This window comes from Streptomyces lunalinharesii (assembly GCF_039532155.1).
Taxonomy (GTDB): Bacteria; Actinomycetota; Actinomycetes; order Streptomycetales; family Streptomycetaceae; genus Streptomyces; species Streptomyces lunalinharesii.
The window spans coordinates 141,881-165,422 of sequence record NZ_BAAARK010000018.1 but is presented as its reverse complement, the minus strand read 5'-3'; the positions used below and the strand labels follow the sequence as shown (position 1 = coordinate 165,422).

Below are 23,542 nucleotides of genomic sequence, written 5' to 3'. Positions count from 1 at the left end.
CCGCATGTTCCTCCTTTGTGCATAGGAGCCAGCGCCGACCGCGCCCACCGGGCGCGGTTCCCGCTGCCCCTGCACGTTGGAGCGCCGTCAGTGCGGCGCCGACTTCGAGGAACACGATCATGCCTTCGTCTGCCATGGCCCCTTCGTATGCGGCCGTGTTGCGCACCCGCCACGCCTGCCGCACGTTCGGTGCGGCGCTGCTGGGCCGGCTCTCCTACGGAACGGTCTCCCTGTCGCTGGTGCTGGCGATCAAGGAGACCACCCACTCCTATGCCGTGACCGGCACCGTCCTGGCCCTCTTCGGGCTGACCGGTGTCCTTCTCTCACCGACCCGAGCGCGCCTGATCGACCGGTACGGGCCGCGCCGGGCGCTGCTCCCCATGGCCGCCGCCTACGCGCTGTTGCTGACCGGACTGGCCCTCGCGACCTGGCGGCCAGGTGCGTCAGGAACTCTGCTGGGAGTCTTGGCGGTGCCCGCCGGCGCCTGTATGCCGCCGCTCGGCCCGGTGATGCGGACGTTGTGGAGCGACCTGGTTCCCGACCGGCGGCTGCTGCAACGTGCCTACAGTCTGGACACCGTCGCCGAGGAACTCCTCTTCGTCACGGGACCGCTGCTGGTGGGCCTGCTGGTGCAGGTCGCGGCGCCCTCGGTCGGTGTCGCCCTGAGCGCCGCGCTCGTGGGGACCGGCTCGCTCGCCCTGGTCTCGTCTCCGGTGGTCCGCGGCTGGGGCGGCCGCGACAAGGCCCCCGCCGGGCAAGCGCCGTCAGAGGGGCCGGCCTCCGGTCTCCCGCCGGCCCCGTTGCGCCGGCGGCTGCTACGAGGCGGCCCCGGGCTGCGTCAGGCGCTCGCCGTCTCAGCCGCGACGGGCGTGTGCCTGGGAGCGTTCGACCTCCTCGTGATCGCCTTCGCCGACGCCCACGACGAGCCTGCGGCGGTCGCCTGGGTGCTGGCCGCGCTGTCCGGGGGCAGCGCCCTCGGCGGCCTGGTCTACGGCGCCGTCTCCTGGCGCGCCTCGAACCGGCTGCGGCTGGCCCTCCTCGCGGCGGCCATGGGGCTGACCCTGGGCACGACGGGGCTCGCCCCCCACCCCTACGTGCTCGTCGTGTGGGCGGCGCTCGGCGGACTGTTCGTCGCCCCGGCCCTCACCACCGCCTACCTGATCGCCGATGAGTGCGCCAGTCACGCCACCCGCACCACAGCGGGCGCCTGGGTCAACACCGCCTTCAACGCCGGTTCCGCGGGGGCGACGGCCGCCACCGGACTGTTGGTGGGCCACCTCCCCCTGCCTGTCTGCTGCGCACTGGTCGCGACCCCGGTCGTGTTGTCCGCGGCCACGGCCCTGCACCGACCCCGTCGGCCCGCCCCCGACGCCACGGCCCTGCGCGGGCCAGCGGGGGAATGCACCTCGCATGGGGCAGGTGCCCGGGCAGGCGGCCGGGAGGTCGATGCGGCGGAATCACCGGATCCCCGCAGTGAATCCTCGTGATAGTGGACGTCCGGTACGCCACCCCAGGTACGGCGAGGAGAGCCCAGTGAGCGACCTTGTGTCATTCGACGTGACGAACCCGTTGTTCAAGGCCAACCCCCATGATTTCTACACCGGGTTACGGGAGTCGGGCCCCGCCCACCTGGTGCACCTCCCGGGCTACGGGGACGTCTGGCTCGTCACCGGCTACGCGGAGGCCCGAGCCGCGCTCGCCGACCCGAACCTTTCCAAGGACCCGGCCAATGTGCCCGCGAGCCTGCAGAACGCCATGGTGGAAGCCGGCGAACGGGACGGCTTCCAGCTCATGGCCCACATGCTCAACAGCGATCCGCCCGACCACACCCGGCTGCGTAAGCTGGTGGTCCGGACGTTCACCGCCCGGCGGGTGCGCGAACTGCGGCCCCGCATCCAGGAAATCACCGACGCGCTCCTCGACGAGGTGGTGGCGAAGGGCAGCGCCGATCTGATGGACGACCTGGCGTTCCCGCTGCCGATCACGGTCATCTGCGAACTGCTGGGCGTGCCGGCGGAAGACCGCGACGACTTCCGGCGTTGGACGTCGATCCTGGTCTCCGAGGACGAGGCGCTGCGCCCTCAACTGCAGGACACCTTCGCGCAACTGAACGCCTACCTGACCGACCTGGTGCGGCACAAGCACGTCGCCCCGGACGACGGCCTGCTCTCCGCACTGGTCTCGGTGGCGGAGGACGGCGACTCGCTCGACGACGACGAAGTGGTCTGGATGGCGTTCCTGTTGCTCGTCGCCGGTCACGAGACCACCGAGAACCTCATCGGCAACGGCATGCTCGCGCTCCTGAGCAACCCGGAGCAGCTCGCCGCCCTGCGCGCCGACGAGTCGCTGCTCCCCTCGGCGGTGGAGGAGATGCTGCGCTTCGAAGGGCCGGTGGAGACGACCACGTGGCGCTTCACGACCGGGCCGGTCGAGATCGGCGCGGTGACGATCCCGGCGGACCAGACCGTGGTGGTCGTGCTGGCCTCCGCCAACCGTGACCCGTCCCGCTTCGCCGACCCCGGTCGCTTCGACATCTCCCGCGAGGACAACCAGCACGTGGCCTTCGGGCACGGCATCCACTACTGCCTGGGAGCCCCGCTGGCCCGCCTGGAGGGGCAGATCGCCATCGCATCCGTCCTACGGCGACTGCCCGACGTGCAACTCGCCGTGGACGAAGGGGACCTCGCGTGGCGGCTCGGAATCGTCATGCGCGGACTGCACCACCTCCCCGTGCGCTTCACCCCCGGCGAGCAGCAACGCTGATGCCGCAGCCACCCAGCCGTCGTGCTGCCGTGGGGCGGTGTGCGGGGCACGGCGCGCAGGCGAGGGGAGGCGACTGCGCGCCGTCGCCGCCGTCCTCGTCCGGACACGGCATTGCCTGGAGAGACGGATACCTAGCCCCGGCTGAAGGGGAGCTTCGCGGTCAGCCAGGTGACCAGTTCGTTGGGGTTGCGGCTCTGGGTCCACAGCCGGCCGGGGCCGGTGAACTCGAAGACCAGGCCCTCGCCGGACTTGAGGGTCTGCATCAGCCCCTTGGTCACCTTGCGGGTCGTGTAGGAGACTCCGTCGCCGAACGCGACGAGGTGCCCGGAGTCGAGGACCATCTGCTCGCCGGACGCCAACTCGACCTCGTCCAGGGCCCCGTAGCAGGCGGCGAGCACCTGGCCCCGGCCCTCGGCCCGTACCAGGAAGCCGCCCTCGCCACCGGCCAGGTTCTTGAACCCGCCCCACTTGGTGTCGAGGTCGATGCCCTCCGACGAGCACAGCCAGGCACCGCGGGCAAGGTTGACGCCGCCGTCGACGTCGATGGCGCTCACGTCGCCGGGCAGTTGCGCCGCGAGGTCGACCCAACCGCCGGTCGGGCCCGCGCCGAACCGCGTGACGAAGAGGGACTCGCCGCCCAGGACACTGCGCTTGAGCCCCTTGAACAGGCCGCCTTCAGCCTTCGCCTCGACAGCGATCCCCGCGGAGGTGGCCATCATCGCGCCGGACTCGGCGCGGACGGCCTCGCCCGCGCCCAGCTGCACCCGGGCCACCGCGAACGAGGGGGCGTGTCGGACTTCGATCTGCATTCTTCGGCCTTCTCTCGGCGGAGCGTTCCCAACGGGGCGATGCTACGGGGGCCGGGAGGCACGGTGTCGCGCCGGTGGTCCCCGCACCCGTGCGGTGTCGGGCCTCGACGGGCAAAGACGGTTGACGAACGCGGGCGGCCGGGGTTTGCTCCGGTGATGTCCACCCTGCACTTCACCCGGCCGGTCACCGAGGCCGAACTCGGCGACTGGCAACACGTCCACAACACCATCATCCCCACCCACGTCCTGTCCCTGGCGGACGTGGCGGACCGGTCCCGGCGCCACCACCTGGAGGTCGCCCACCGCGACGGCGAACTGGTGGGTTGCAGCACCGTGCGCCCACCGGTCGACGACACCGGCACCGCGACCGTGATCGCCCGGGTGCTTCCCGCCCACCGCGGGCAGGGGTTCGGGACCGAGCTCTACGCCCGGGGGCTGGAGCGGGCCCGCGCACTGGGGGCCCGGGTGATCGAGACGGTCGTGCTGTCGTCGAACGGGGACGGCCTGCGGTTCGCCGAACGGCGCGGGTTCGTCGAGTCGGAGCGCTACGTGCTGCCCGGGGAGACCGTCCCTTGGATCGACCTGCGGCTGCGCTGACCACCGGCCGCACGGGCCCCGGCGCGGGCCGCGACGCGGCGGCCCGCGCCGTTCCACCCGCGCCTACCGTCCCCCGACCAGGACCACTGCCAGCGCACCGGCGGCCACGGCGTAACCGGGTAGGAACCAGCAGAGGAAGACCCGCGTCGAGCGGGCGACGCCCGACGGCCGCCGCCGCGCCGGGGGCCGCAGCCGCAGGGCGACCCAGGTCCGTCGGGTCGCCCGCTCCTCGTGGCCGCGGCGGGCACGGGCGAGGGCGGCCAGCACCACCGCGGCGCCGGTGCCAACCGCGGTCACCGCGCCGAGCGTGGTCCAGGAGGCGGCGGCCAGCAGCAGCGGGGCCGACAGCGCCACCGTGACCCAGGCGGTCAGGCAGGCGGCGGCCGCGAGCCGTCGGGAGACGGGGCGGTCGGCGCCGGCCCGTAGGTCGGCAGCGGCGGGCAGGTACCAGACGCAGCCGGAGGCGCAGAGCGCGGTCGTCCCGAGGGCGAGGACGGCGGGAGACGGCATGACCGCTCCTTCCTCAGTGGTCGGCGGTGGGCCGGGCCTCGGCGAGGGCGGCGACCGTGGGGTGGTGGAGGTCGAAGGCGGGTGATTCGCTGCGGATCCGGGGCAGCGAGGCGAAGTTGTGGCGCGGCGGCGGGCAGGAGGTGGCCCACTCCAGGGACCGGCCGTAGCCCCAGGGGTCGTCGCAGCCGACCTCGGCGCCGTACTTGGCGGTCTTCCAGACGTTGTAGAAGAACGGGAGGAAGGAGAGGCCGAGGAGGAAGGAGCCGATGGTGGAGAGGGTGTTGAGGGTGGTGAAGCCGTCGGCGGCGAGGTAGTCCGCGTACCGGCGGGGCATGCCGGCGGCGCCGAGCCAGTGCTGGACGAGGAAGGTGAGGTTGAAGCCCACGGTGAGCGTCCAGAAGGTGATCTTGCCGAGGCGTTCGTCGAGCATCTTGCCGGTGAACTTGGGCCACCAGAAGTGGAATCCGGCGAACATCGCGTAGACCACGGTGCCGAACAGCGTGTAGTGGAAGTGCGCCACGACGAAGTACGTGTCGGAGACGTGGAAGTCCAGCGGCGGGGAGGCCAGGATGACGCCGGTCAGGCCGCCGAAGACGAAGGTCACCAGGAAGCCGGTGGCCCACAGCATCGGGGTCTCGAAGGACAGCGAGCCGCGCCACATGGTGCCGATCCAGTTGAAGAACTTCACCCCGGTGGGCACGGCGATGAGGAACGTCATGAAGGAGAAGAACGGCAGCAGCACGCCGCCGGTGACGTACATGTGGTGCGCCCAGACCGTCACCGAGAGGCCGGCGATCGAGATGGTCGCGGCGATCAGCCCGACGTAGCCGAACATCGGCTTGCGGGCGAAGACCGGGATGACCTCGGAGACGATGCCGAAGAACGGCAGGGCCAGGACGTAGACCTCGGGGTGGCCGAAGAACCAGAAGAGGTGCTGCCACAGCAGGGCGCCGCCGTTGGCCGCGTCGAAGACGTGCGAGCCGAACTTGCGGTCCATCTCCAAGGCGAACAGCGCGGCGGCGAGGACCGGGAAGACCATCAGGATCAGCACCGCGGTCAGCAGGACGTTCCAGGTGAAGATCGGCATCCGGAACATCGTCAGGCCGGGGGCGCGCAGGCAGATGATGGTGGTGATGAAGTTGACCGCGCCCAGGATGGAGCCGAAGCCGGAGAACGCCACGCCCATGATCCACATGTCGGCGCCCACACCGGGCGAGTGGACGGCGTCGGACAGCGGCGCGTAGGCGAACCAGCCGAAGTCCGCGGCGCCCTGCGGGGTGAGGAAGCCGGCCGCGGCGATCAGCGAACCGAACAGGAACAGCCAGAAGGCGAGCATGTTCAGCCGGGGGAAGGCGACGTCGGGGGCGCCGATCTGGAGCGGCATCAACCAGTTGGCGAAACCGGTGAACAGCGGCATGGCGAAGAGCAGCAGCATCACCGAGCCGTGCATGGTGAACGCCTGGTTGAACTGCTCGTTGGAGAGGATCTGTGTGCCCGGACGGGCCAGTTCGGCCCGCATCAGCAGGGCCATCAACCCGCCGATCAGGAAGAAGACGAACGCCGAGACGAGGTAGAGCGTTCCGATCTGTTTGTGGTCGGTGGTCGTCAGCCACTGCACCGCCTTGTTGCGGCGTCGCGGCCGGGCCGGGGCCCGGCCGCGCACCGGTTCCCTGACCGCCGTTGTCCGTACTTCCCAACCATCCACGGTGCTGTGTCCTCCACCTCGAAAACCTGAACTGCGCCGGGAAGCGGCCAGGACCGGGAAGAGCCGTCGACACGGGGGAGACCGGCCCTTCCCGGCACACCCATCGTCGGCCGGCGGGACGTGCGGACCGCAGGGCCGAACAGCCCTTCCCCGGACCGCGACCGGCCCCTTCGCGCGAGGGACGGCCGGCCCGGCGCGGCCCGTTCCGGATGGCCGGACGGCGCCGGTGCCCGCCGGCGTCCGGGCAGTGATCACGTACGCTGCCGAGCAGACGTACGGGATCTTTGGGAGCAGCACGGTCATGTCCGAATCGCAGCAGTACGCACCGACCGCGAACGGTGCCCACGGGCCGCAGCTCCACGAGCCGGACCGGGTGCGCGGCCTGCTCGACGCGGTGATGGGCCTGGGGCGGGACCTCGAACTCCCGCAGGTGTTGCGGGGCATCGTGGAGGCGGCGGTCACCCTCACCGACGCGGAGTACGGCGCGCTCGGCGTCGTCGGCGACGGGCAGTTGTCGCAGTTCCTGCCCGTCGGCATGTCCGACGAGCTGATCGGGCTGATCGGCCGGACGCCGTGCGGCCACGGCATCCTCGGGGAGCTGATCCGCAACCCCGCGCCGCTGCGGCTGACCGACCTGACCCGGCATCCGCACAGCTACGGCTTTCCGGCCAACCATCCGCCGATGCGGACCTTCCTGGGGGTGCCGGTCCGGGTCCGTGACGAGGTGTTCGGCAACCTCTACCTCACCGAGAAGCGGGGCGGCGGCTCGTTCGACGCGGACGACGAGGCGGTGCTGACCACGTTGTCCACCGCGGCGGGCGTGGCGATCGACAACGCCCGCATGTACCACGAGAGTCGCCGCCGGGAACGCTGGTTGGAGGCGCTCGGCGAGATCACCCGCAGCCTGCTGTCGGGGACGGACGCGCAGGAGGTGCTGCGGCTGATCGCGGACCGGGCGCGGGAGGTGGCCGGCGCGGACTGTGCGGCGGTGCTGCTGCCGGCGGCCTCGTCCCCGGACCAGTTGACGGTGACGGTGGCGTGCGGGACGGGCGCGAGCCGGATCACCGGGTTGCGCGTGCCGGCGGACGCTTCGCTGCCCGGCATGGCCGTCCGCAGCGGCCGGCCGGTGGTGAGCACCGATCTGCGGGCCGATCCGCGGGCGTACCCGCTCGGGCCGGACGGGGCGGCCGGGGACGCGGTGCCCGGGGAGGCGGCGGACGGGGAGCCGGTGGACGGTGCCGGGCCGGGCGGGGCGGCCGGGGAGGTGTACGGGCCGGCGGTGGCCGTGCCGCTCCAGGTGGACACCGGTTGCGGTGCGCTGCGGTTGATCCGCCTGGCCGGGCGGCCGGCGTTCGACGACGCCGAGGTCCGGCTCATATCGGGCTTCGCCGATCAGGCGGTGATCGCTCTGGAACTGGCCCGTCGGCGGGCCGAGTCGGAGGAGCTGACGGTCCTGCACGACCGCGACCGGATCGCCCGGGACCTGCACGACCTCGCCATCCAGCGACTGTTCGCCACCGGCATCACGTTGCAGAGCGCGACCCGGTTGATCGAGCGCCCGGAGGCCGCCGAGCGGGTCGGCCGCGCGGTCAACGACCTGGACACCACCATCAAGATCATCCGGTCCACCATCTTCGGCCTGCGCACCACCGGCGACGGCAAGGACGGGCGGGGGCTGCGCCGGGACCTCACCGAGGCGGTGCAGCGGGCGTCCGGTTCGCTCGGCTTCGCCCCGGCGCTCCAGATCGACGGCCCGGTGGACGCCGCGGTCCCCGACGAGGTGGCCCAACACCTCGTGGCGGTGACCGCCGAGGCCCTCAGCAATGCCGCCCGCCACGCCGACGCCCGCCGTCTGGACGTGGCGCTGTCGGTGACCGCGGACGCGGTGACGCTGACGGTGGCGGACGACGGGGTGGGGGTCGGGACCGCGCCGCACACCGGGGGCCTGGCCAACATGCGGGCCCGGGCGGAGATGCTCGGCGGCCGGCTGAGCGTCGGCGCGCCGGAGGGCGGCGGCACCCGCATCGTCTGGTGCGTGCCGCTGCCCGCATGAGCCGGCTCACCCCGGCGTGGTGGGCCGGCGTGGCAACGGGGGCCTCGGGGCCGCGGGGTGCCGTTCGCCGGCTGACCGGGCCGGGCGCGGCGGACCAGGCCCGCCGCGCGCCCGGCGTCCCGCTCACGGCCGCGGCTGCCCCTTGAGGCGTTCGACGACCATCGCCGCCTGGACCCGGCGCCCGACCCCCAACTTCGCCAGGATCGCGGACACCCGGTTCTTGACCGTCTTCTCGGCGAGGAACAGCCGGTCCGCGATCTGACGATTCGTCAGACCCTCGCCGATCAGGTCCAACACCTCGCGTTCGCGCGGCGAGAGCCGGTCGAGTTCGGACGGTTCGGCCGCCGCCGCCTGGTCCCGGCCGGGGCCGCGCAGCCGCTCCATCACCCGCGTCGCGGTGCGCGGGTCCAGCGTCGACTGCCCCGCCGCGACGGTGCGCACCGCGTGCACCAGCGCCGTCCCGTCGATCTGCTTGAGCACGTAACCGGCCGCCCCGGCCATGATGGCGTCGAACAGCGCCTCGTCGTCGTCGAAGGACGTCAGCATCAGGCAGCCGAGCTCCGGCACGCGGGCCCGCAACTCCCGGCAGACCTCGATGCCTTCGTGGTCGTCGTCGGCGCCGCCCAGCCGGACGTCGAGGATCGCCACGTCGGGCCGGACCGCCGGCACCCGGGCGAGGGCCTGCCGGGCGTCTCCCGCCTCCCCCACGACCTCGATGTCCTCCTCCGCCTCCAGGAGGTCGTGCACACCGCGGCGGACCACCTCGTGGTCGTCGAGGATGAAGACGCGCAACGGCCTGTCCGGGGCGGCGGCGGGCGGGACGGCGGCAGGGGGGACGGACTGCTGGTTCATGCACTCTCGCTCTGTGGTTCTGCGCGGATCGGCCGGGGCACCAGGGCGCTCCTTCCTCCACGGAGATCCGTCAGACGCGCCCTAGGGGCCCGCCCACGAGGTTCGCCGGCCCGAACGCCCTGCGCAAGGGCCGAACGACCCTGGGGGATCGGGGCCCTTCGGGCACGGGGCCGCGTTGCGATACTGGCGCCCCCGTCAGGAGGTCGATCCCCATGTACCAGCCCCGCCCGTTCGCGCGCGCCACGTCGTCCGAGCAGTCCCTGCCGTCCGGAGGGTCCGCCGCGGGGACCGTCGGCGGCGAGTACCACGCGCTGCTCGCCCGGCACGACGCCATGCGGCTGCGTCGGCGCATCCTGGGCCAGGGCCGGGCGCCGGCGCCCGACTTAACGCCCGACTCCTACGACGGCGCCGCCGACCAGCGCCTGATCACCCAGTACCTGGACCTGGTCACGCCGTTCGGCGACCTGATCGCCCACCTCTACGACGAGATGTTCGCCCGTTGGCCCTACCTGCGGGCGCTGTTCCCCGCGTCCATGGACTTCCAGCGCGCGCACCTCGCCCGCGCCTTCTGGTACCTGATCGAGAACCTGCACCGCCCCGCCGAGGTGGCCGCCTACTTCCGGCAGCTGGGCCACGACCACCGCAAGCTCGGGGTGCGACCGGCGCACTACGAGGCGTTCGAGGCCGCCCTGCGCGCGGCGCTGCGGCGCACCGCCGGGCCCCGCTGGGCCGAGGCGGTGGAGCAGGCGTGGGTGCGGATGCTGCGGTTCGCGGTGGCGTCGATGGTCGAGGGCGCCGACGCCGCGCTCGCCGAACCGCCGTGCTGGCAGGGCACGGTGACCGCCCACGACCGCCGCCGCCCCGACCTCGCGGTGCTGCGGGTCCGGGTGCACGAGCCGTACCCGTACCGGGCCGGCCAGTACGCGGCGGTCGAGTCGCCGCTGATGCCCCAGGCGTGGCGGCACTACTCCCTGGCGTCCGCGCCGCGGCCCGACGGCGAGGTGACCTTCCACGTCCGGCAGACCGGGCCCCGTGGCGTCAGCGAGGCGCTGGTCCGTGGCACGGGCGTCGGCGACACCCTGCGGCTGGGCCCCGCGCACGGCACGATGACGCTCCCGGACGAGGACCCGTCCCGCGACCTGCTGATGGTGGCGGGCGGCACGGGCTGGGCACCCGTCAGGGCGCTGCTGGAGGACTGGACGGCCCGACGCCTCGGTTCCGGCGGCATGCCGCTGCGCCGCACCGGCCGGGTGCACCTCTTCATCGGCGCCCGCAACCGGGCCGAGCTGTACGACGCGCGGGCGCTGGCCCAGTTGGCGGCGCGCCACGACCGGCTGCGGGTCGTGCGGGTGCTGGACGACGACTCCGCCGCGGCGGACGACGGGCGGCGCACCGAGTACGGGCCGCTGGCCGAGGCGGTGGCCGGGGCCGGGCCGTGGTCCGACCACCTGGCCTTCGTCAGCGGGCCGCCGGCCATGGTCGGTGCCACGGTCGCCCGGCTGACTGCGGCCGGGATGCCGGCCGACCACATCCGCCACGATCCGGTCCCGGACCCGCTCGCCACGGCGGGGTGCCCGGCGGACGGGCCGGTGACCGGGGCGGTCCGCTGACCCGGTCCGGCCGTGCGGGGGGGGCGTCCCCCTTACGGCGGGCCGAACGGCCCTGGCGGGCCGCCCCCAGGGCCCGTCTACTGGCCGGCAGCGCAGTGCGTCAGCAGCCTCAACAGGACAGGGAGCACGCCGTGAACGACATCCCGGCCCGGCACGCCGCCGGCACCGCCACCGATCCGCTGGTGGAGTGGGCCGACCGCGAGGCGTCCCGCCGCAGCAGCGAACTGGACCGCACCGAGGCCCTCCGGCTGCTGGGCAGCGTGTCGTTGGGCCGGATCGTCTTCACCCAGGACGCGCTGCCGGCCATCCGCCCGGTGAACCACCTGCTGCACCGCGGCGAGGTGATCATCCGCACCCACCAGGGCGCGGCGCTGACCACCCTCACCGAACACGCGGAGGACCAGGGGGTGGTCGTCGCCTACGAGGCCGACGCCATCGACCCTGCCACGCACTGCGGCTGGAGCGTGGTGGTGACCGGCTACTGCCACCTGGTCACCGACCCCGACGATGTGGCGCACTACCAATCGTTGCTGCACCCTTGGACCGATCACCGGATGGCCCACGCCCTGCGGATCCGCCCGGACCTGGTCACCGGGCTGCGGCTGTCGCACTAGCTGCGCGGGCGGTCATTCCGCCCGGCGGCGGGCCCGCTTCACCTCGCGGTTGACCGCCCAGGCGTCCGCGACCGGGCCGAGGTGGTCGAGCTTGTCGGGGTTGATCACCGCCCGGACCGTCCGGACCTGCCCGTCGAGCACGTCCAGGGCCAGGGTGTGCAGCACCTTGCCGTCCCGGTCGCGGAAGATCGCGCCGGGTTGGCCGTTGACCTCGTGCGGCTCGAAGGTGATCGCGATCCGGAGCATCAGGGGGAAGACCGTGCCCAGTACGCGGGCCACGTTCTGGGCGCCCGCGACGGCGTTCGCCAGTTGCGGGGCCTTGCCGCCGCCGTCGCCGAGCAGTTGCACGTCGGCGGCCAGCAGCTTCCGCAGCCCGTCGACGTCGCCGCCGCTCAGCGCGTCGAAGAACCGCGTCGCCAGTTCCTGCCGTTCCTGCCGGTCCGCGGCGAACCGCGGGCGGTCGGCCCGCACGTGCCGGCGGGCCCGCACCAGCAGTTGCCGGCACGCGTCCTCCGAGCGCCCCACCGCGGCGGCGACCTCGTCGAACCCGAAGCCGAACACCTCCCGCAGCACGAACACCGCCCGCTCCAGCGGTGTGAGCCGCTCCAGCAGCAGCAGGGCCGCCATCGACACCGAATCGGCCAACTCCGCGGCCCGGGCCGGGTCCTGGTACGGATCGCTCAGCAGCGGCTCCGGGAACCACGGGCCCACGTACGCCTCCCGGCGCACTCGCGCGGAGCGCAGCACGTCGATCGCGATCCGGGTCACCGTGGCGGACAGGTAGGACTTGGTCGACGCGGGCCGGGTCGAGGAGCCGTCGAAGCGCAGCCACGTCTCCTGCACGGCGTCCTCGGCCTCCCCCACGCTGCCCAGGATCCGGTAGGCGATCGAGAACAGCAGCGGCCGCAGCTCCTCGAACTCCTCGACCTTGCTCATGCCGGGCTCCCTTCCCCGTGACGTCGGCACGGCGGTCCGTCGGCGATCCGCGGTGCGCGGTTCATGAAGTCACCTTCTCGTCCGGCGCGTTCGCGGCGCCGTCCGTCAGTGGGCCTGTCCGACCTCGTAGCCGCCGGCCGGCTGCCGGGTGACGGCGTTCATCCGATTCACTGCGTTCATGAAGGAGATGAGGACCACCAGGGCGGTGAGCTGGTCCTCGTCGTAGTGCGCGGCGGCGTGCGCCCACACCGCGTCGCTGACCCCGCGGCCGGCGTCGGCGATTCGGGTCGCCTCCTCCGCCAGGGCCAGTGCGGCACGCTCGGGCTCGGTGAAGACCGTGGCCTCGCGCCAGGCCACCACGAGGTTCAGCCGCACCGGGGTCTCGCCGGCCGCTGCGGCCTCCTTGGTGTGCATGTCGATGCAGACGGCGCAGCCGTTGATCTGGCTCACGCGCAGCGCCACCAGTTCCTGCGTCGCGGCCGGCAGCGCCGATTCCTTGAGCGCCCGGCCGACCGCCATGAAGTGCTTGCGGGCCTTGCCGGCGGTCGGGCCGGCGGAGTAGTCCAGTCGCGCGTCCATGGTGTGCTCCTTCGTGGTGTCCCGTGCTTGCGCTCCCGAGACGAGGCAGCCCGGTCCCCGTGACATGGCAGCGTGTGACCTGCGTCTCCCGGTCGTCGCCGGTACGCACCGGGTGAGGTCGTGCGCGGCGACCGGGGGTACCGTCCGCGGCGCGGGAGCGGCGGTCACCGTCTTGTGGCACCCGCGCGCAGTCCGTCCATCACGAGGTCGAGGAGGCGTCCGGCGCGGGCGGGCCCGTCGGCGTGCGGGTCGAGCTGCCAGAGGCCGGCGATGGCGAGGAGGAAGTCCTCGGCGCAGACGTCGGGGCGGATGGTGCCGGCCTCGACGTTCGCCGTCAGCAGGAGGGTGACGGCGGCGGTGAGGGGGGCGCGGGCCACGCCGACGAGGGTGCCGCCGGTGGTGGCCTTGCACAGCGCCGCGGCCAGTCCGGCCTTGGTCATGGCGTACCGGGCGAGGCGGTCCATCCAGCCGCGCAGCGCCCGGTCGGGCGGGTGGACGGCCAGGAGGTGGGCCGCGGCGTCGCAGACCTGTTGGACCTCGTGGCGGTAGACCTCCAGGACGAGGGCTTCGCGGTTGGGGAAGTTGCGGTAGAAGGTGCCCTGGCCGACGCCGGCCTTCTTGGCGATCGCGCTCAGCGGGACGTCGGCGGCGCGCGTCAGCTCGATCAGGGCCACTTCCAGGATGCGGTCGCGGTTGCGTCGGGCGTCCGAGCGCAGGGGCGCGTCCTCGGGCTGTGGCACGCGTCCTCCTCCCGCACTGCGCCGCCGAGTTGGGCCCGTCGACGGATGTCGCGTGGCGAACAAACGGCCTTGCTAAGCGGACAGCTGTCCATTAGGTTTCGACGGTAGCGGACAACTGTCCGTTTGAGGCCACCATAGCGGCTGACGAGCGGGGGACGGGACCGGCACGGAGAGTCCGACGGCCACCGCGACCGGACCCCACCGCACCCGGACCTCCCGCACTGCTTCGACCACCTCTTCCGACGCCGCGACGGACCGCCCCACCCACCACCCGGACCTCCCGACCCCACCCGGCCGTTGCCGGCCGGCGGGCCCGACCGGGACCACCGAGCCCCTCGACGTGTGAGACCTGAAAGAAGGCTGAGCCCATGGCCCCATCGACGGCCGGCGCCATCACCTTGACCATCAACGGCGAGAAGCACACGCTGCCCGTCGACAACCGCACCACCCTGCTCGACGCGCTGCGCGAGCGAATCGGCCTGACGGGCACCAAGAAGGGCTGCGACCAGGGGCAGTGCGGTGCCTGCACGGTGCTGCTGGAGGGGCGCCGGGTGGTGTCCTGCCTGCAACTGGCGGTGGCCGCCGAGGGCCGGGAGGTCACCACCATCGAGGGCGTCGCGGACGGCGACCGGCTGCACCCGGTGCAGCAGGCGTTCCTGGACCTCGACGGCTACCAGTGCGGTTACTGCACGCCCGGGCAGATATGTTCGGCCATCGCGGCGATCGAGGAGCACGCCGCCGGCTGGCCCAGCGCGGTCACCACGGACGTCCGGCCGGAAGCCGGCGTGCCGCCGCTGACCGCGGAGGAGATCCGGGAGCGGATGAGCGGCAACCTCTGCCGCTGCGGTGCCTACGTGTCGATCGTGCAGGCGGTCGCCCGCGCGGCGGCGGAAACCGCGCAGGAAAACGACGGGGCGGACGAGATGAACGTGGCGGGTGCGGCATGAGGGAATTCGACTACCGACGGGCGTCCGACGTGCCGGGCGCGGTGGCACTGCTCGGCGCCGACCCCGGGGCGCGCTACCTCGGCGGCGGCACCAACCTCGTCGACCTGATGAAGAGCGGGGTGGAGCGGCCCGCGCTCCTCGTCGACGTGCGGGAGTTGCCGCTCGACCGGATCGAGGTCACCGACGACGGCGGACTGCACATCGGGGCGACGGTCACCAACAGCGACCTGGCCGCCCACCCCGAAGTCCGCCGACGCTACCCGGCGTTGACCCAGGCGGTACTGGCCGGCGCCTCGGGACAGCTGCGCAACATGGCCACCGTGGGCGGCAACCTCCTCCAGCGGACGCGCTGCGCCTACTTCACCGACGTCAGCAAGCCCTGCAACAAGCGTCTGCCCGGCAGCGGTTGCCCGGCCGTCGCCGGCGAGCACCACAACCACGCGATCCTGGGCGCCTCCCCGCACTGCGTGGCCGTCCACCCCTCGGACATGGGGGTCGCACTGACCGCCTTGGACGCCGTGGTGCACTACGTCACGGCGGACGGGCCGCACGAGGTGCCGCTCGCGGAGTTCTACCTCCCGGTCGGCACCACCCCGCACCGCGAGACCGCCCTGCCGGCCGGCGCGCTGATCACCGGCGTCACCCTGCCGCCCGCGCCGGTCGCCGCCGCGTCCTGCTACCGCAAGGTGCGCGAGCGGGCGTCGTACGCCTTCGCCATCGGGTCGGTGGCCGCCGCCCTCGACGTCCGCGGCGGCACGGTCCGCGCCGCGCGGCTGGCGTTCGGGGCGGTCGCGTCCCGGCCCTGGCGGGCGCACGCGGCCGAGCGGGCGCTGATCGACGGGCCGGCGACCGCCGAGGCGTTCGCCGCCGCCGCGGACGCCGAACTCGCCGCCGCCGAGCCGCTGCCCGGCAACTCCTACAAGGTGACGCTGATCCGCAATCTCGTCGTCGCCGTGCTGACCGAGCTGGCCGCGGAGTGCCGGCGGACCGAGGAGGCCACCCGATGACCACTGCCACGACCCGCACCGCCCCGGTCATCGGGGCCGTCGGCACCGCGCACACCCGCGTGGAGGGCCGCGACAAGGTCACCGGCGCGGCCCGCTACGCCGCCGAGATCCCCTTCGCCGAACTCGCCCACGGCTGGCTGGTGGTGTCCACGATCGCCCGCGGCCGGATCCGCTCGATCGACGCCGCGCCCGTCCTGGCCATGCCCGGTGTGCTGAGCGTCCTGCACCACGGCAACGCCCAGCCGCTGGAATCGCAGTACGTCGGCCCGATGGGCACCCCCGACCCGACGCTGCAGATCTTCCAGCACGACCGGGTGCCGCACGCCGGATGGCCGGTGGCGCTGGTGGTCGCCGAGACCTCCGAACAGGCCAGGGAGGCCGCCGAGTCGCTGGTGGTCGAGTACGACCTCGCACCGCACGACGTGGCGTTCGCCGACGGGCACCCGGGGACCTACGTCCCGGAGAGCACGCCGCGGGCCGCGGCGGAGAAGGTGAAGGGCGACCTGGCGGCCGAACTCGACGCGTCCGCCGTCGTGGTGGACGCGGAGTACACCACTCCGGAAGAGCACCACCACCCCATGGAGCCGCACGCGGCGACCGCCTACTGGGACAGCGGTCGGCTCGAAGTCGTCGACTCCAACCAGGGCAGCATCTACGTCGCCCAGGAACTCGCGCAGCTGTTCTCGCTGGACGCGTCCGCGGTGCGGGTGCGCTCCGAGCACGTCGGCGGCGGCTTCGGCGCCAAGGGCACCCGCCCGCACCAGGTCGCGGCGACCATGGCGGCGACGGTGCTGCACCGCCCCGTCCGGGTCGTCCTGACGCGACGTCAGATGTTCTCGCTGATCGGCTACCGCAGCCCCACCGCGCAGCGGGTGCGGCTCGGCGCCGATGCCGACGGGCGGCTGCGGGCCCTGCACCACCAGGGGCTCAACCAGACCTCCACGGTGCACGAGTTCGTCGAGCGGAGCGCCGACGTGGCCCGGGCGATGTACGACGCCGAAGCCCACCACACCGTCAACCGCGTGGTCCGGCTCGACGTGCCGTCGCCCACCTACATGCGCGCACCGGGCGAGGCGCCGGGCTCGTTCGCGCTGGAGTGCGCGCTCGACGAACTCGCCGAGCGGTGCGGCGTCGACCCGATCGTGCTGCGCGCCCGCAACGAACCTGCGGTGGGCCCGGTCTCCGGTCTGCCCTACAGCAGCCGCAAGCTGCTCGACTGCTTCGAGGTGGGCGCCGACAGGTTCGGCTGGGCCGAGCGCGATCCGCGCCCCGGGCTGCGCCGCGACGGCCGTTGGCTGCTCGGGACCGGCACCGCGGCCGCCTCGTTCCCCACCCTGGCCGGGCCGTCCACAGCGGCGGTCACGGCCGAGGCGGACGGCACCTTCACGGTGCGGATCACCGCCGCGGACATCGGTACCGGGGCGCGGACCGCGCTGACCCTGGTCGCCGCGGACGCCCTGGAGGTGTCGCCGGACCGGGTGACGGTGCGGATCGGCGACAGCGACTTCGGCCCGGCGATGCTCGCCGGCGGCTCGGCGGGCACCCGTTCGTGGTCGTGGGCGGTCACCCTGGCGGCCCGGGACCTGCGCGAACAGCTGGCGCTGGGCGGCCACGTCCCGCCGGAGGGGATCACCGCCCGCTCGGACACCACGGCGGCCATCGGCGCCCTGCCGCCCCGTGAACGACACGCGTACGGCGCGCAGTTCGCCGAGGTCGCGGTGGACGTCTCCACCGGTGAGGTCAGGGTCCGGCGGATGCTCGGCATCTTCGCCGCCGGCCGGATCGTCAACCCGCTCACCGCGCGCAACCAGTTCGTCGGCGGCATGATCTGGGGCCTGTCGATGGCCCTGCATGAGGAGGCGGTCCGGGACGGGGCCACCGGCACCCACGTCGCCCCCGATCTCGCCGGCTACCACGTCGCCGCCAACGCCGACGTGCCGCTCGTCGAAGCCGACTGGGTGGACGATCCGGACGACGAGGACCCGGTGGGCATCAAGGGCATCGGCGAGGTCGGCATCGTGGGCGCCGCGGCGGCGATCGCCAACGCGGTCTGGCACGCCACCGGCGTCCGCCATCGGCACCTGCCGATCCGCCCGGACCGGGTGCTCGTGCCCTGGGACGACGCCCTGCCACGGCCGTTCGAGGGCCGCGGCTAGGCGGGCCCGAGGCGCCGGGCGGTGGGGTCTGCCACGCCGAGCAGCCGCACGAAGGTCGCGCTCAGGGCCCCCGGCAGCAGGCGGCGCCGGCCGTTCAGCGGACCAGGGCCTCGGCGAGTTCCTGTGGCCGGGCGGCGAACGGGCTGTGGCTGCCCGGCAGGGTGTGGACGGTGAACGGCTCGTCCGGCACGGCCCGGTCGGCCTCCGCGATCATCAGGTCCTGCACGGCCGTCGGCAGTGCCCGGTCCTCCGCACAGCGCAGGAAGGTGCGGGGGATACGACCCCACCGAGCCGCGGTCAGGACGACCGGGGTGGCCGGGACGGCCAGCGGCAGGTCGGGGCTGAGCGCGGAGCGCCAGCGGTCGAAGCGGTCGGCGGGCGTGTCGTGGTAGTGCGTCTGCCGCAGTTCCTCGATGTAGGCGGGGTCCGGCGAGAGTGGGTCGATCCGTACGGCGCCCAGCGCCTCGGGATCACCGAGGTTGAGGCTCCGGCCCCGTGCGGCGGCGTTCTCGGGGGCGCCGAGGTAGTCGAAGAAGCGGGGGCGGCCGCCGGGGACGAACGCGGAGAGGTAGACGATGCGGTCGACCAGCTCGGGCGCGCGCTCCGCGGCCAGCGACGCGGGGCCGCCGCCCGCGCTGTGGGCGACGAGCACCACACGGCCGTAGCGGCGGACCCGGCGCAGCGTGTCCAGGACGGCAGCGGCGCAGTCCTCCATCGTCACCTCGGCGAGCCGCGACTTCTCGGTCAGCAGACCGGGGCGGCCGGGCAGCAGGTACCCGGTGGGCAGGGGGGCGTCGAAGCCGTGCCCCGGCAGGTCGACGGCCACGCTCGCGGAGCCGAGACCGGTGAGTGCGCGCTGCGTCGCAGCCCACTGCCACGAGCCGTGCCAGGCGCCGTGGACGAGGACGAAAACGGTGTGGGTCAGGTCGTTCTTCAGGGGTGGTGTCATGGCTCCCATCTCAGTGCGGACCGGCAGCATCATCCACCAAAAGATATGGAAAGCTGAGCCGCGATATTTCCTGGGTATGGAGAGCTGGTCATGGAGGCACGGCATCTGCGGTACGCGCTCGCCCTCGCTGAGCACGGACACTTCGGCCGGGCGGCCCAGGCGCTGGGCATCGCGCAGCCCCCGCTGTCCAAACAGATCGCCGACCTGGAGCGCGAGACCGGGGCCCGGCTGTTCGACCGCACGCGCCAGGGCGTGTTCCCCACCGCCGCGGGCGAGGCGTTCCTCGCCCGGGCGCGGCGGGCGCTTCAGGAGATGACGGCGGCCACGGTGGACGCCGGCCGCGCGGCGCGCGGCGAGACGGGCCGACTGCGCCTGGGATTCGTCGCCTCCGCGCTGCTGGACCCGCTGCCGGACGTCCTGGGCCGGTTCGGCCGCGAGCGGCCCCATGTGCGGCTGGAACTGCACGAGATGGCATCGAGCCGCAGCGCCACCGCACTCGTCGCCGGAGAACTCGACGTGGCCGTCACCCTCGGACCGCCGCGGGGCGCCGGAGCCGAGCACCTGGCGTCCGTCCCGATCGGGCACGACCATCTGATCGCCGCCGTCAGCAGCGCGCACCCCTACGCGGGCCAGGCGTCGGTGAGCCTGAAGCAGCTACGGCACCAGCCGTTGATCGTGGCCGCCGGGGAGGACGAGCCCGCGGTCACCGCCGGGTTGCACGCCTTGCTGGGCGAGGACGCCGCCGCGCTGGACGGTGCGACCGTCGCCCGGGACGTGCACACGATCATCGGCCTGGCAGCCTGCGGGGTCGGCGTGGGCCTCGGACCCTCCCGCATGCTGTCGGTCCCGCGCCCGGGCATCCGCTTCTGCGAGGTGACCCCGCGCACGGCACTGCCCGACCTCGTCCTGTCCTTCGCCGAGCAGGACCGCTCTCCGACGCTGGGCGCCTTCCTCGACACCGTCCGCCGGAACTGTCCCGACGTCGGTGCCGCGCTCGACCGGCGGTTGAACCACACGCGAGTACCGCAACCCGGATCCCGCAATGCTCCCTGACGAGCAGCAAAGAGGCACCGGCCCCGTTGGCCCGTCAGATCACTTGCGCATTGCGGTGGTTGGTGCCCCGAGCGGCGGCCTTGCCCTACTTGTCGACGTGCCCGCGGGGCGTGCCGGGAGGTACGGTCGCTGGTCCGGAGGGAGGGAGCGTCCGGTGCGGAAGCGGAGCCCGCCGTCGTCCCGTCCTCCGGGACGCAGCAAGAACCGCCAGCACGGAACGAGGAGCACAACCATGAGGCAACGGCTGACTTCCGGGACCCGTACGCCGGCAGCGCCCACCCCTCGCTCACGCCGCTGGATGCTGACCGTTCTGGCCGGGGCGCCGCTGATCGCGAGTTGCAGCGGGAAGGAGCGCGACGCCGCCGCGGCGCCGAAGGACGGGCCGGGCGGGACGACCCGCGAAGGGGTTGCCGGCGGCCCCGCGGGCGTCCTGGGTGCGAACTTCAACGAAGACCCGTCCGACGTGACGTTCTCCGCGCTGGAAGCGCTCTCCGCCAGCTGGCTGCGAGGGTTCGTCCCGATGTCCGACGTCAACGCCGCGGTGTCCGCCCAACCGGCCGTCCGGACCCTCCTGACGGCACAGGGGAAGGGCTACGGAACGCTCCTGTCGATGAAGTTCCAGAACGTGCACCGCCCCATACCGTCGCCGGGAAGCCAGGCGATGAACGACGAACTCGCCCGGGTGGACCGGCTGTTGGACGTCGTGATGGGAAAGGTGAACATCCTCACCATCGGCAATGAGCCCTTCCTCGAAACCCGGGAGGCGGATCGGAACGCACGGCTGAACGCCTTCTACGAGAAGGTCGCCGAGCACGTGATCGCCTACCGCCGGAAGAAGTTCCCGTCCGGTTGCCCGACGCGCCTGTACATGGGGGCGCTGAACCACCTCGACTGGCCGGGCGGGCAGACGCCCGCCACCGAACGCTGGCTGGCCTTCGTCAAGAAGACCCGGGAGATCGAGGGAGTGGACATCCATCCGCACGTGGACTCGGCGGAAGGCGCCCAGAAGTACGTCGACTACGTGCTTCCCCGACTCCGCGCCGACCAGCGGTTCCTCGTCACCGAGTTCTCCCTGGTGCTGCTCTGGAAGAAGCACATGGGCAGTACCGTCCCCGCGCCGTTCGCCCACCGGTACGGGCTGCCCGCGGACCTGAAGGTGTGGCAGTTCCTGAAGCAGGCGGTCGCGCACCCGGTCCCCGAGCAGCAGTGGCGGGACTTCCTCTCGATGAGCGCCTGGTACGAGAGCCACAGGCACTTCATGCGGGACCAGGTGGACAGGTTCCGCAGCACCGGTCGCCTGGCCGTCGCCACGTACGGCATCGCCCAGGCGGCGGCGATGGTGCGCGACCTGGGGCCCGAGAAGCAGCCGTGGCTCCTGAACAGCCTGTACGCCAACCGCACCGTCCAGCACTCCGCCGCCGGCGAACTGCCGCACAACTACGCGGTGTTCGACGACTTCCGGGCCTTGCAGCGCCCGCAGGACCGCCGTCCCGTCCGCATGGGCCGGACCGCCACGTAAGCACGGCCCGAGACCTGCGGCCGGCCCGCCCGACGACGGGCGGTCGCCGCTCCCGTGCGGGGGCGACGACCGCCTTCCTCGGCGGACCCGGTCCGCCGTCCTTCGGCGTGCCCTCCGGTGGCCGGCGCCGATCACCGGAGGGCACTGCTCAGCGCCGGGTCAGCGCACGTGGACGGTCCGCACCGCGGTGTGGAAGTCCGCGCTCGGGTGGCCGCCGTGCGGTCCGTCGACGCCGAAGAGCACGCCGCGGAACTGCAGGACGCCGCGGTGCGTGGCCTTGACCGTCGCGTCGACCTTGGCATCGACGCCTTCCATCGCCACGACCTTGCCGCACTTGACGGTGTGCCAGGCACCACTGGTGCCGACGCGCTGCTGGGCGCAGAACTCGGCGTACCGGAGGGCGTCGCTGTCGCCGTGCCCGGTGAGGTGCACGTTCTGGCCAACCTTGACGGTGCCGGGTGACGCGTTGAGGGTGGCGCTGCCCTTGGCGAACGCCGGGGTCACGGCCAGTACGGCCACGGCTGCACCCATGGCACCCACCGTGGCGAGGCGGCCGACGCCACGACGTCCGAAGATCCCCCGCGCCGCGCGCCCGCTCCCGCTCTTCTGCACTTGCTCGGTCATTGTTTCCTCCCCTTGTTTAAAGGTCGTTGTGACGACCCACCACACAAGAGGCGCATATTGCGGGTTACGTTCCCGGCCGCAACACCGAATGCCGTACGTCCCGTTCGCCAGGGGGACAACCCCACCCCGACCCCACCGGCCAGCAGCATGTCCCACCAGCCCCGATCGTCCCTACGGTGGCCCCATGCCGATGACCGTGCGCGTCCCGAAATCCAGCGACCGGCGTGCCCCAGGGGTGGCCGGGCGGCGCCTGCCCGGCCGGGCGACCGCCGCGCTCCTCAGCGCCGCCACCCTCCTGCTGGCCGGGCTCGCCCCCGCCGCCCGGGCAGGCACCCCGGAGCCCACCGCCCAGGCATCCCCCTCCCGACTCCAACGGGACGCCGACGCGGTCCGCGACGCCGGCGTCACCGGCGTCGTGGTGCGACTGACCACGGACCGCGGCACGCGCACCGTCCGCAGCGGCACCGGCGACCTGTCCACCGGTGCGCCCGTACCGCGGGACGGCTACGTCCGGATCGGCAGCAACACCAAGACGTTCGTGGCGACGGTGGTGCTCCAACTCGTGGGCGAGGGGCGGTTGTCGCTCGACGACACGGTGGACGGGTGGCTGCCCGGCGTGGTGCGCGGTCACGGCAACGACGGGCGGCGGATCACGGTGCGCCAACTGCTCCAGCACACCAGCGGGCTGCCCGACTACGTCGGTGAGGTCGCCCCGCACCCCAGCGCCGCCGAGTACCACCGCGACCGCTGGACGACGTACTCCTCCGCGCGGCGCGTCGCGCTCGCGCTGCGCCACCCGCCCGCCTTCGCGCCGGGCACCCGCTGGCAGTACTCCAACACCAACTACGTCCTGGCCGGCATGGTGATCCGGGCGGTCACCGGCCGCTCGTGGGAGCACGAGGTGCGCAGCCGCATCCTGCGCCCGCTCCACCTCGCGCACACCGTCGCGCCAGGCGACGACCCGTACCTCCCGCGCCCGCACGCCACCGACTACCAGCAGTTCGCGCCCGGCGCCCCGCTGATCGACACCACCGTGGCGTACCTGCCGTTCGACGGGGACGCCGACGGTGCGCTGATCAGCTCGACCGCGGACACCAACGCGTTCTTCGCGGCGCTGGCCCGAGGCCGGCTGCTGGCCCCCGCCCAGCTCGCCGAGATGCGCCGGGCGGTGGCGGTGCCCGACGACCCGGGCACGCCGCCGGGCAGCCGCTACGGGCTCGGCCTCTCCTGGACCCCGCTGACCTGCGGCGGCGGCTACTGGGGCCACGGCGGCGACGGGTACGGCTACATGGTGTGGCCCGCCTCCACCCCCGACGGCCGCACCACCGTCACCGTCTCCCTGCACAGCCGTCCCGGCGACCCCGACACCGCCGTCCGCCAGATCCGGGCGACGACCGGACTGATCGACCACGCCCTGTGCGACGCCCGGGACGCGGCAAACGGGTCGGTGCGGGGCTGAGTCCCGGTGCGATCCGGGGTATTCGTGCCGGTGGCGGCGCGAGCGTCGGGCCCGGGCCGC

The 23,542-nt window shown here is 73.2% G+C and carries 21 protein-coding genes; 12 read left to right on the top strand and 9 right to left on the bottom strand.

Going from position 1 to position 23,542, the window contains the following annotated elements; translation table 11 throughout:
- Positions 1-119: 119 nt before the first annotated feature.
- Both ABD385_RS25340 and ABD385_RS25335 read left to right on the top strand, forming a co-directional pair.
- On the top strand, positions 120-1,487 hold the full coding sequence (locus ABD385_RS25340; protein WP_344580119.1) for an MFS transporter: 1,368 nt from the start codon (positions 120-122) through the stop codon (positions 1,485-1,487).
- A gap of 46 nt (positions 1,488-1,533) precedes the next feature.
- A complete protein-coding gene (locus ABD385_RS25335) occupies positions 1,534-2,763 on the top strand; it encodes a cytochrome P450 family protein (RefSeq protein WP_344580118.1) in 1,230 nt (409 codons plus the stop codon).
- Positions 2,764-2,894: 131 nt separating this feature from the next.
- Here ABD385_RS25335 and ABD385_RS25330 read toward each other — a convergent pair whose 3' ends face one another.
- Positions 2,895-3,572, bottom strand: a complete 678-nt coding sequence (locus ABD385_RS25330; protein WP_344580117.1) for a TIGR00266 family protein — start codon at positions 3,570-3,572, stop codon at positions 2,895-2,897.
- 156 nt (positions 3,573-3,728) lie between these two features.
- Here ABD385_RS25330 and ABD385_RS25325 point away from each other — a divergent pair, with 156 nt between their 5' ends.
- Entirely contained in the window at positions 3,729-4,169 is a 441-nt protein-coding gene (locus ABD385_RS25325; RefSeq protein WP_344580116.1) for a GNAT family N-acetyltransferase, read from the top strand.
- Positions 4,170-4,232: 63 nt separating this feature from the next.
- On the opposite strand, the gene ABD385_RS25320 is transcribed toward ABD385_RS25325, so the two are convergent.
- Together ABD385_RS25320 and ctaD are read right to left on the bottom strand one after the other, a co-directional pair.
- The gene (locus ABD385_RS25320; protein ID WP_344580115.1) at positions 4,233-4,679 is read right to left on the bottom strand and encodes a hypothetical protein; all 447 of its coding nucleotides are present in this window, start codon (positions 4,677-4,679) and stop codon (positions 4,233-4,235) included.
- A 13-nt stretch (positions 4,680-4,692) separates the two neighbouring features.
- Positions 4,693-6,342: an aa3-type cytochrome oxidase subunit I gene (ctaD, locus tag ABD385_RS25315; protein ID WP_344580171.1), complete on the bottom strand. Its 1,650-nt coding sequence runs from the start codon at positions 6,340-6,342 to the stop codon at positions 4,693-4,695.
- A gap of 343 nt (positions 6,343-6,685) precedes the next feature.
- On the opposite strand from ctaD, the gene ABD385_RS25310 reads away from it, so the two are divergent.
- The gene (locus tag ABD385_RS25310; RefSeq protein WP_425585470.1) at positions 6,686-8,437 is read left to right on the top strand and encodes a sensor histidine kinase; all 1,752 of its coding nucleotides are present in this window, start codon (positions 6,686-6,688) and stop codon (positions 8,435-8,437) included.
- A gap of 123 nt (positions 8,438-8,560) precedes the next feature.
- Here ABD385_RS25310 and ABD385_RS25305 read toward each other — a convergent pair whose 3' ends face one another.
- A complete protein-coding gene (locus ABD385_RS25305) occupies positions 8,561-9,289 on the bottom strand; it encodes a response regulator transcription factor (RefSeq protein WP_344580113.1) in 729 nt (242 codons plus the stop codon).
- 212 nt (positions 9,290-9,501) lie between these two features.
- Between ABD385_RS25305 and ABD385_RS25300 the strand changes: the two genes are divergently transcribed.
- Entirely contained in the window at positions 9,502-10,899 is a 1,398-nt protein-coding gene (locus tag ABD385_RS25300; protein WP_425585469.1) for a globin domain-containing protein, read from the top strand.
- Positions 10,900-11,030: 131 nt separating this feature from the next.
- Positions 11,031-11,513 (top strand): pyridoxamine 5'-phosphate oxidase family protein, encoded by a 483-nt coding sequence (locus ABD385_RS25295; RefSeq protein WP_425585468.1) that lies wholly within the window; start codon positions 11,031-11,033, stop codon positions 11,511-11,513.
- Positions 11,514-11,525: 12 nt separating this feature from the next.
- Here ABD385_RS25295 and ABD385_RS25290 read toward each other — a convergent pair whose 3' ends face one another.
- From ABD385_RS25290 to ABD385_RS25280, 3 genes are all read right to left on the bottom strand, one after another.
- The gene (locus ABD385_RS25290) at positions 11,526-12,449 is read right to left on the bottom strand and encodes an RNA polymerase sigma-70 factor (RefSeq protein ID WP_344580111.1); all 924 of its coding nucleotides are present in this window, start codon (positions 12,447-12,449) and stop codon (positions 11,526-11,528) included.
- A gap of 105 nt (positions 12,450-12,554) precedes the next feature.
- Positions 12,555-13,028: a carboxymuconolactone decarboxylase family protein gene (locus ABD385_RS25285; protein WP_344580108.1), complete on the bottom strand. Its 474-nt coding sequence runs from the start codon at positions 13,026-13,028 to the stop codon at positions 12,555-12,557.
- A 164-nt stretch (positions 13,029-13,192) separates the two neighbouring features.
- Positions 13,193-13,768 (bottom strand): TetR/AcrR family transcriptional regulator, encoded by a 576-nt coding sequence (locus ABD385_RS25280; protein WP_344580105.1) that lies wholly within the window; start codon positions 13,766-13,768, stop codon positions 13,193-13,195.
- A gap of 368 nt (positions 13,769-14,136) precedes the next feature.
- Here ABD385_RS25280 and ABD385_RS25275 point away from each other — a divergent pair, with 368 nt between their 5' ends.
- The 3 genes from ABD385_RS25275 to ABD385_RS25265 are packed head-to-tail and all read left to right on the top strand — an operon-like array spanning position 14,137 to position 17,878.
- Complete coding sequence (locus tag ABD385_RS25275; RefSeq protein WP_344580103.1) at positions 14,137-14,715, top strand: (2Fe-2S)-binding protein; 579 nt, start codon at positions 14,137-14,139, stop codon at positions 14,713-14,715.
- Positions 14,712-15,722 carry an FAD binding domain-containing protein gene (locus ABD385_RS25270; RefSeq protein ID WP_344580101.1) on the top strand — a complete coding sequence of 337 codons (1,011 nt, stop codon included), beginning with the start codon at positions 14,712-14,714 and terminating at the stop codon, positions 15,720-15,722. Before ABD385_RS25275 ends, ABD385_RS25270 begins: the two co-directional genes overlap by 4 nt.
- Positions 15,719-17,878 carry a xanthine dehydrogenase family protein molybdopterin-binding subunit gene (locus tag ABD385_RS25265; protein ID WP_344580099.1) on the top strand — a complete coding sequence of 720 codons (2,160 nt, stop codon included), beginning with the start codon at positions 15,719-15,721 and terminating at the stop codon, positions 17,876-17,878. Before ABD385_RS25270 ends, ABD385_RS25265 begins: the two co-directional genes overlap by 4 nt.
- 94 nt (positions 17,879-17,972) lie before the next feature.
- On the opposite strand, the gene ABD385_RS25260 is transcribed toward ABD385_RS25265, so the two are convergent.
- Positions 17,973-18,836 carry an alpha/beta fold hydrolase gene (locus ABD385_RS25260; RefSeq protein WP_425585473.1) on the bottom strand — a complete coding sequence of 288 codons (864 nt, stop codon included), beginning with the start codon at positions 18,834-18,836 and terminating at the stop codon, positions 17,973-17,975.
- An 81-nt stretch (positions 18,837-18,917) separates the two neighbouring features.
- Here ABD385_RS25260 and ABD385_RS25255 point away from each other — a divergent pair, with 81 nt between their 5' ends.
- Both ABD385_RS25255 and ABD385_RS25250 read left to right on the top strand, forming a co-directional pair.
- Positions 18,918-19,880, top strand: a complete 963-nt coding sequence (locus ABD385_RS25255) for a LysR family transcriptional regulator (RefSeq protein WP_344580096.1) — start codon at positions 18,918-18,920, stop codon at positions 19,878-19,880.
- Between the two features lie 298 nt (positions 19,881-20,178).
- Entirely contained in the window at positions 20,179-21,399 is a 1,221-nt protein-coding gene (locus ABD385_RS25250) for a hypothetical protein (protein WP_344580095.1), read from the top strand.
- A 159-nt stretch (positions 21,400-21,558) separates the two neighbouring features.
- On the opposite strand, the gene ABD385_RS25245 is transcribed toward ABD385_RS25250, so the two are convergent.
- Entirely contained in the window at positions 21,559-21,930 is a 372-nt protein-coding gene (locus ABD385_RS25245) for a hypothetical protein (protein WP_344580094.1), read from the bottom strand.
- A 277-nt stretch (positions 21,931-22,207) separates the two neighbouring features.
- On the opposite strand from ABD385_RS25245, the gene ABD385_RS25240 reads away from it, so the two are divergent.
- Positions 22,208-23,482 (top strand): serine hydrolase domain-containing protein, encoded by a 1,275-nt coding sequence (locus ABD385_RS25240; protein WP_344580092.1) that lies wholly within the window; start codon positions 22,208-22,210, stop codon positions 23,480-23,482.
- Positions 23,483-23,542 lie beyond the last annotated feature (60 nt).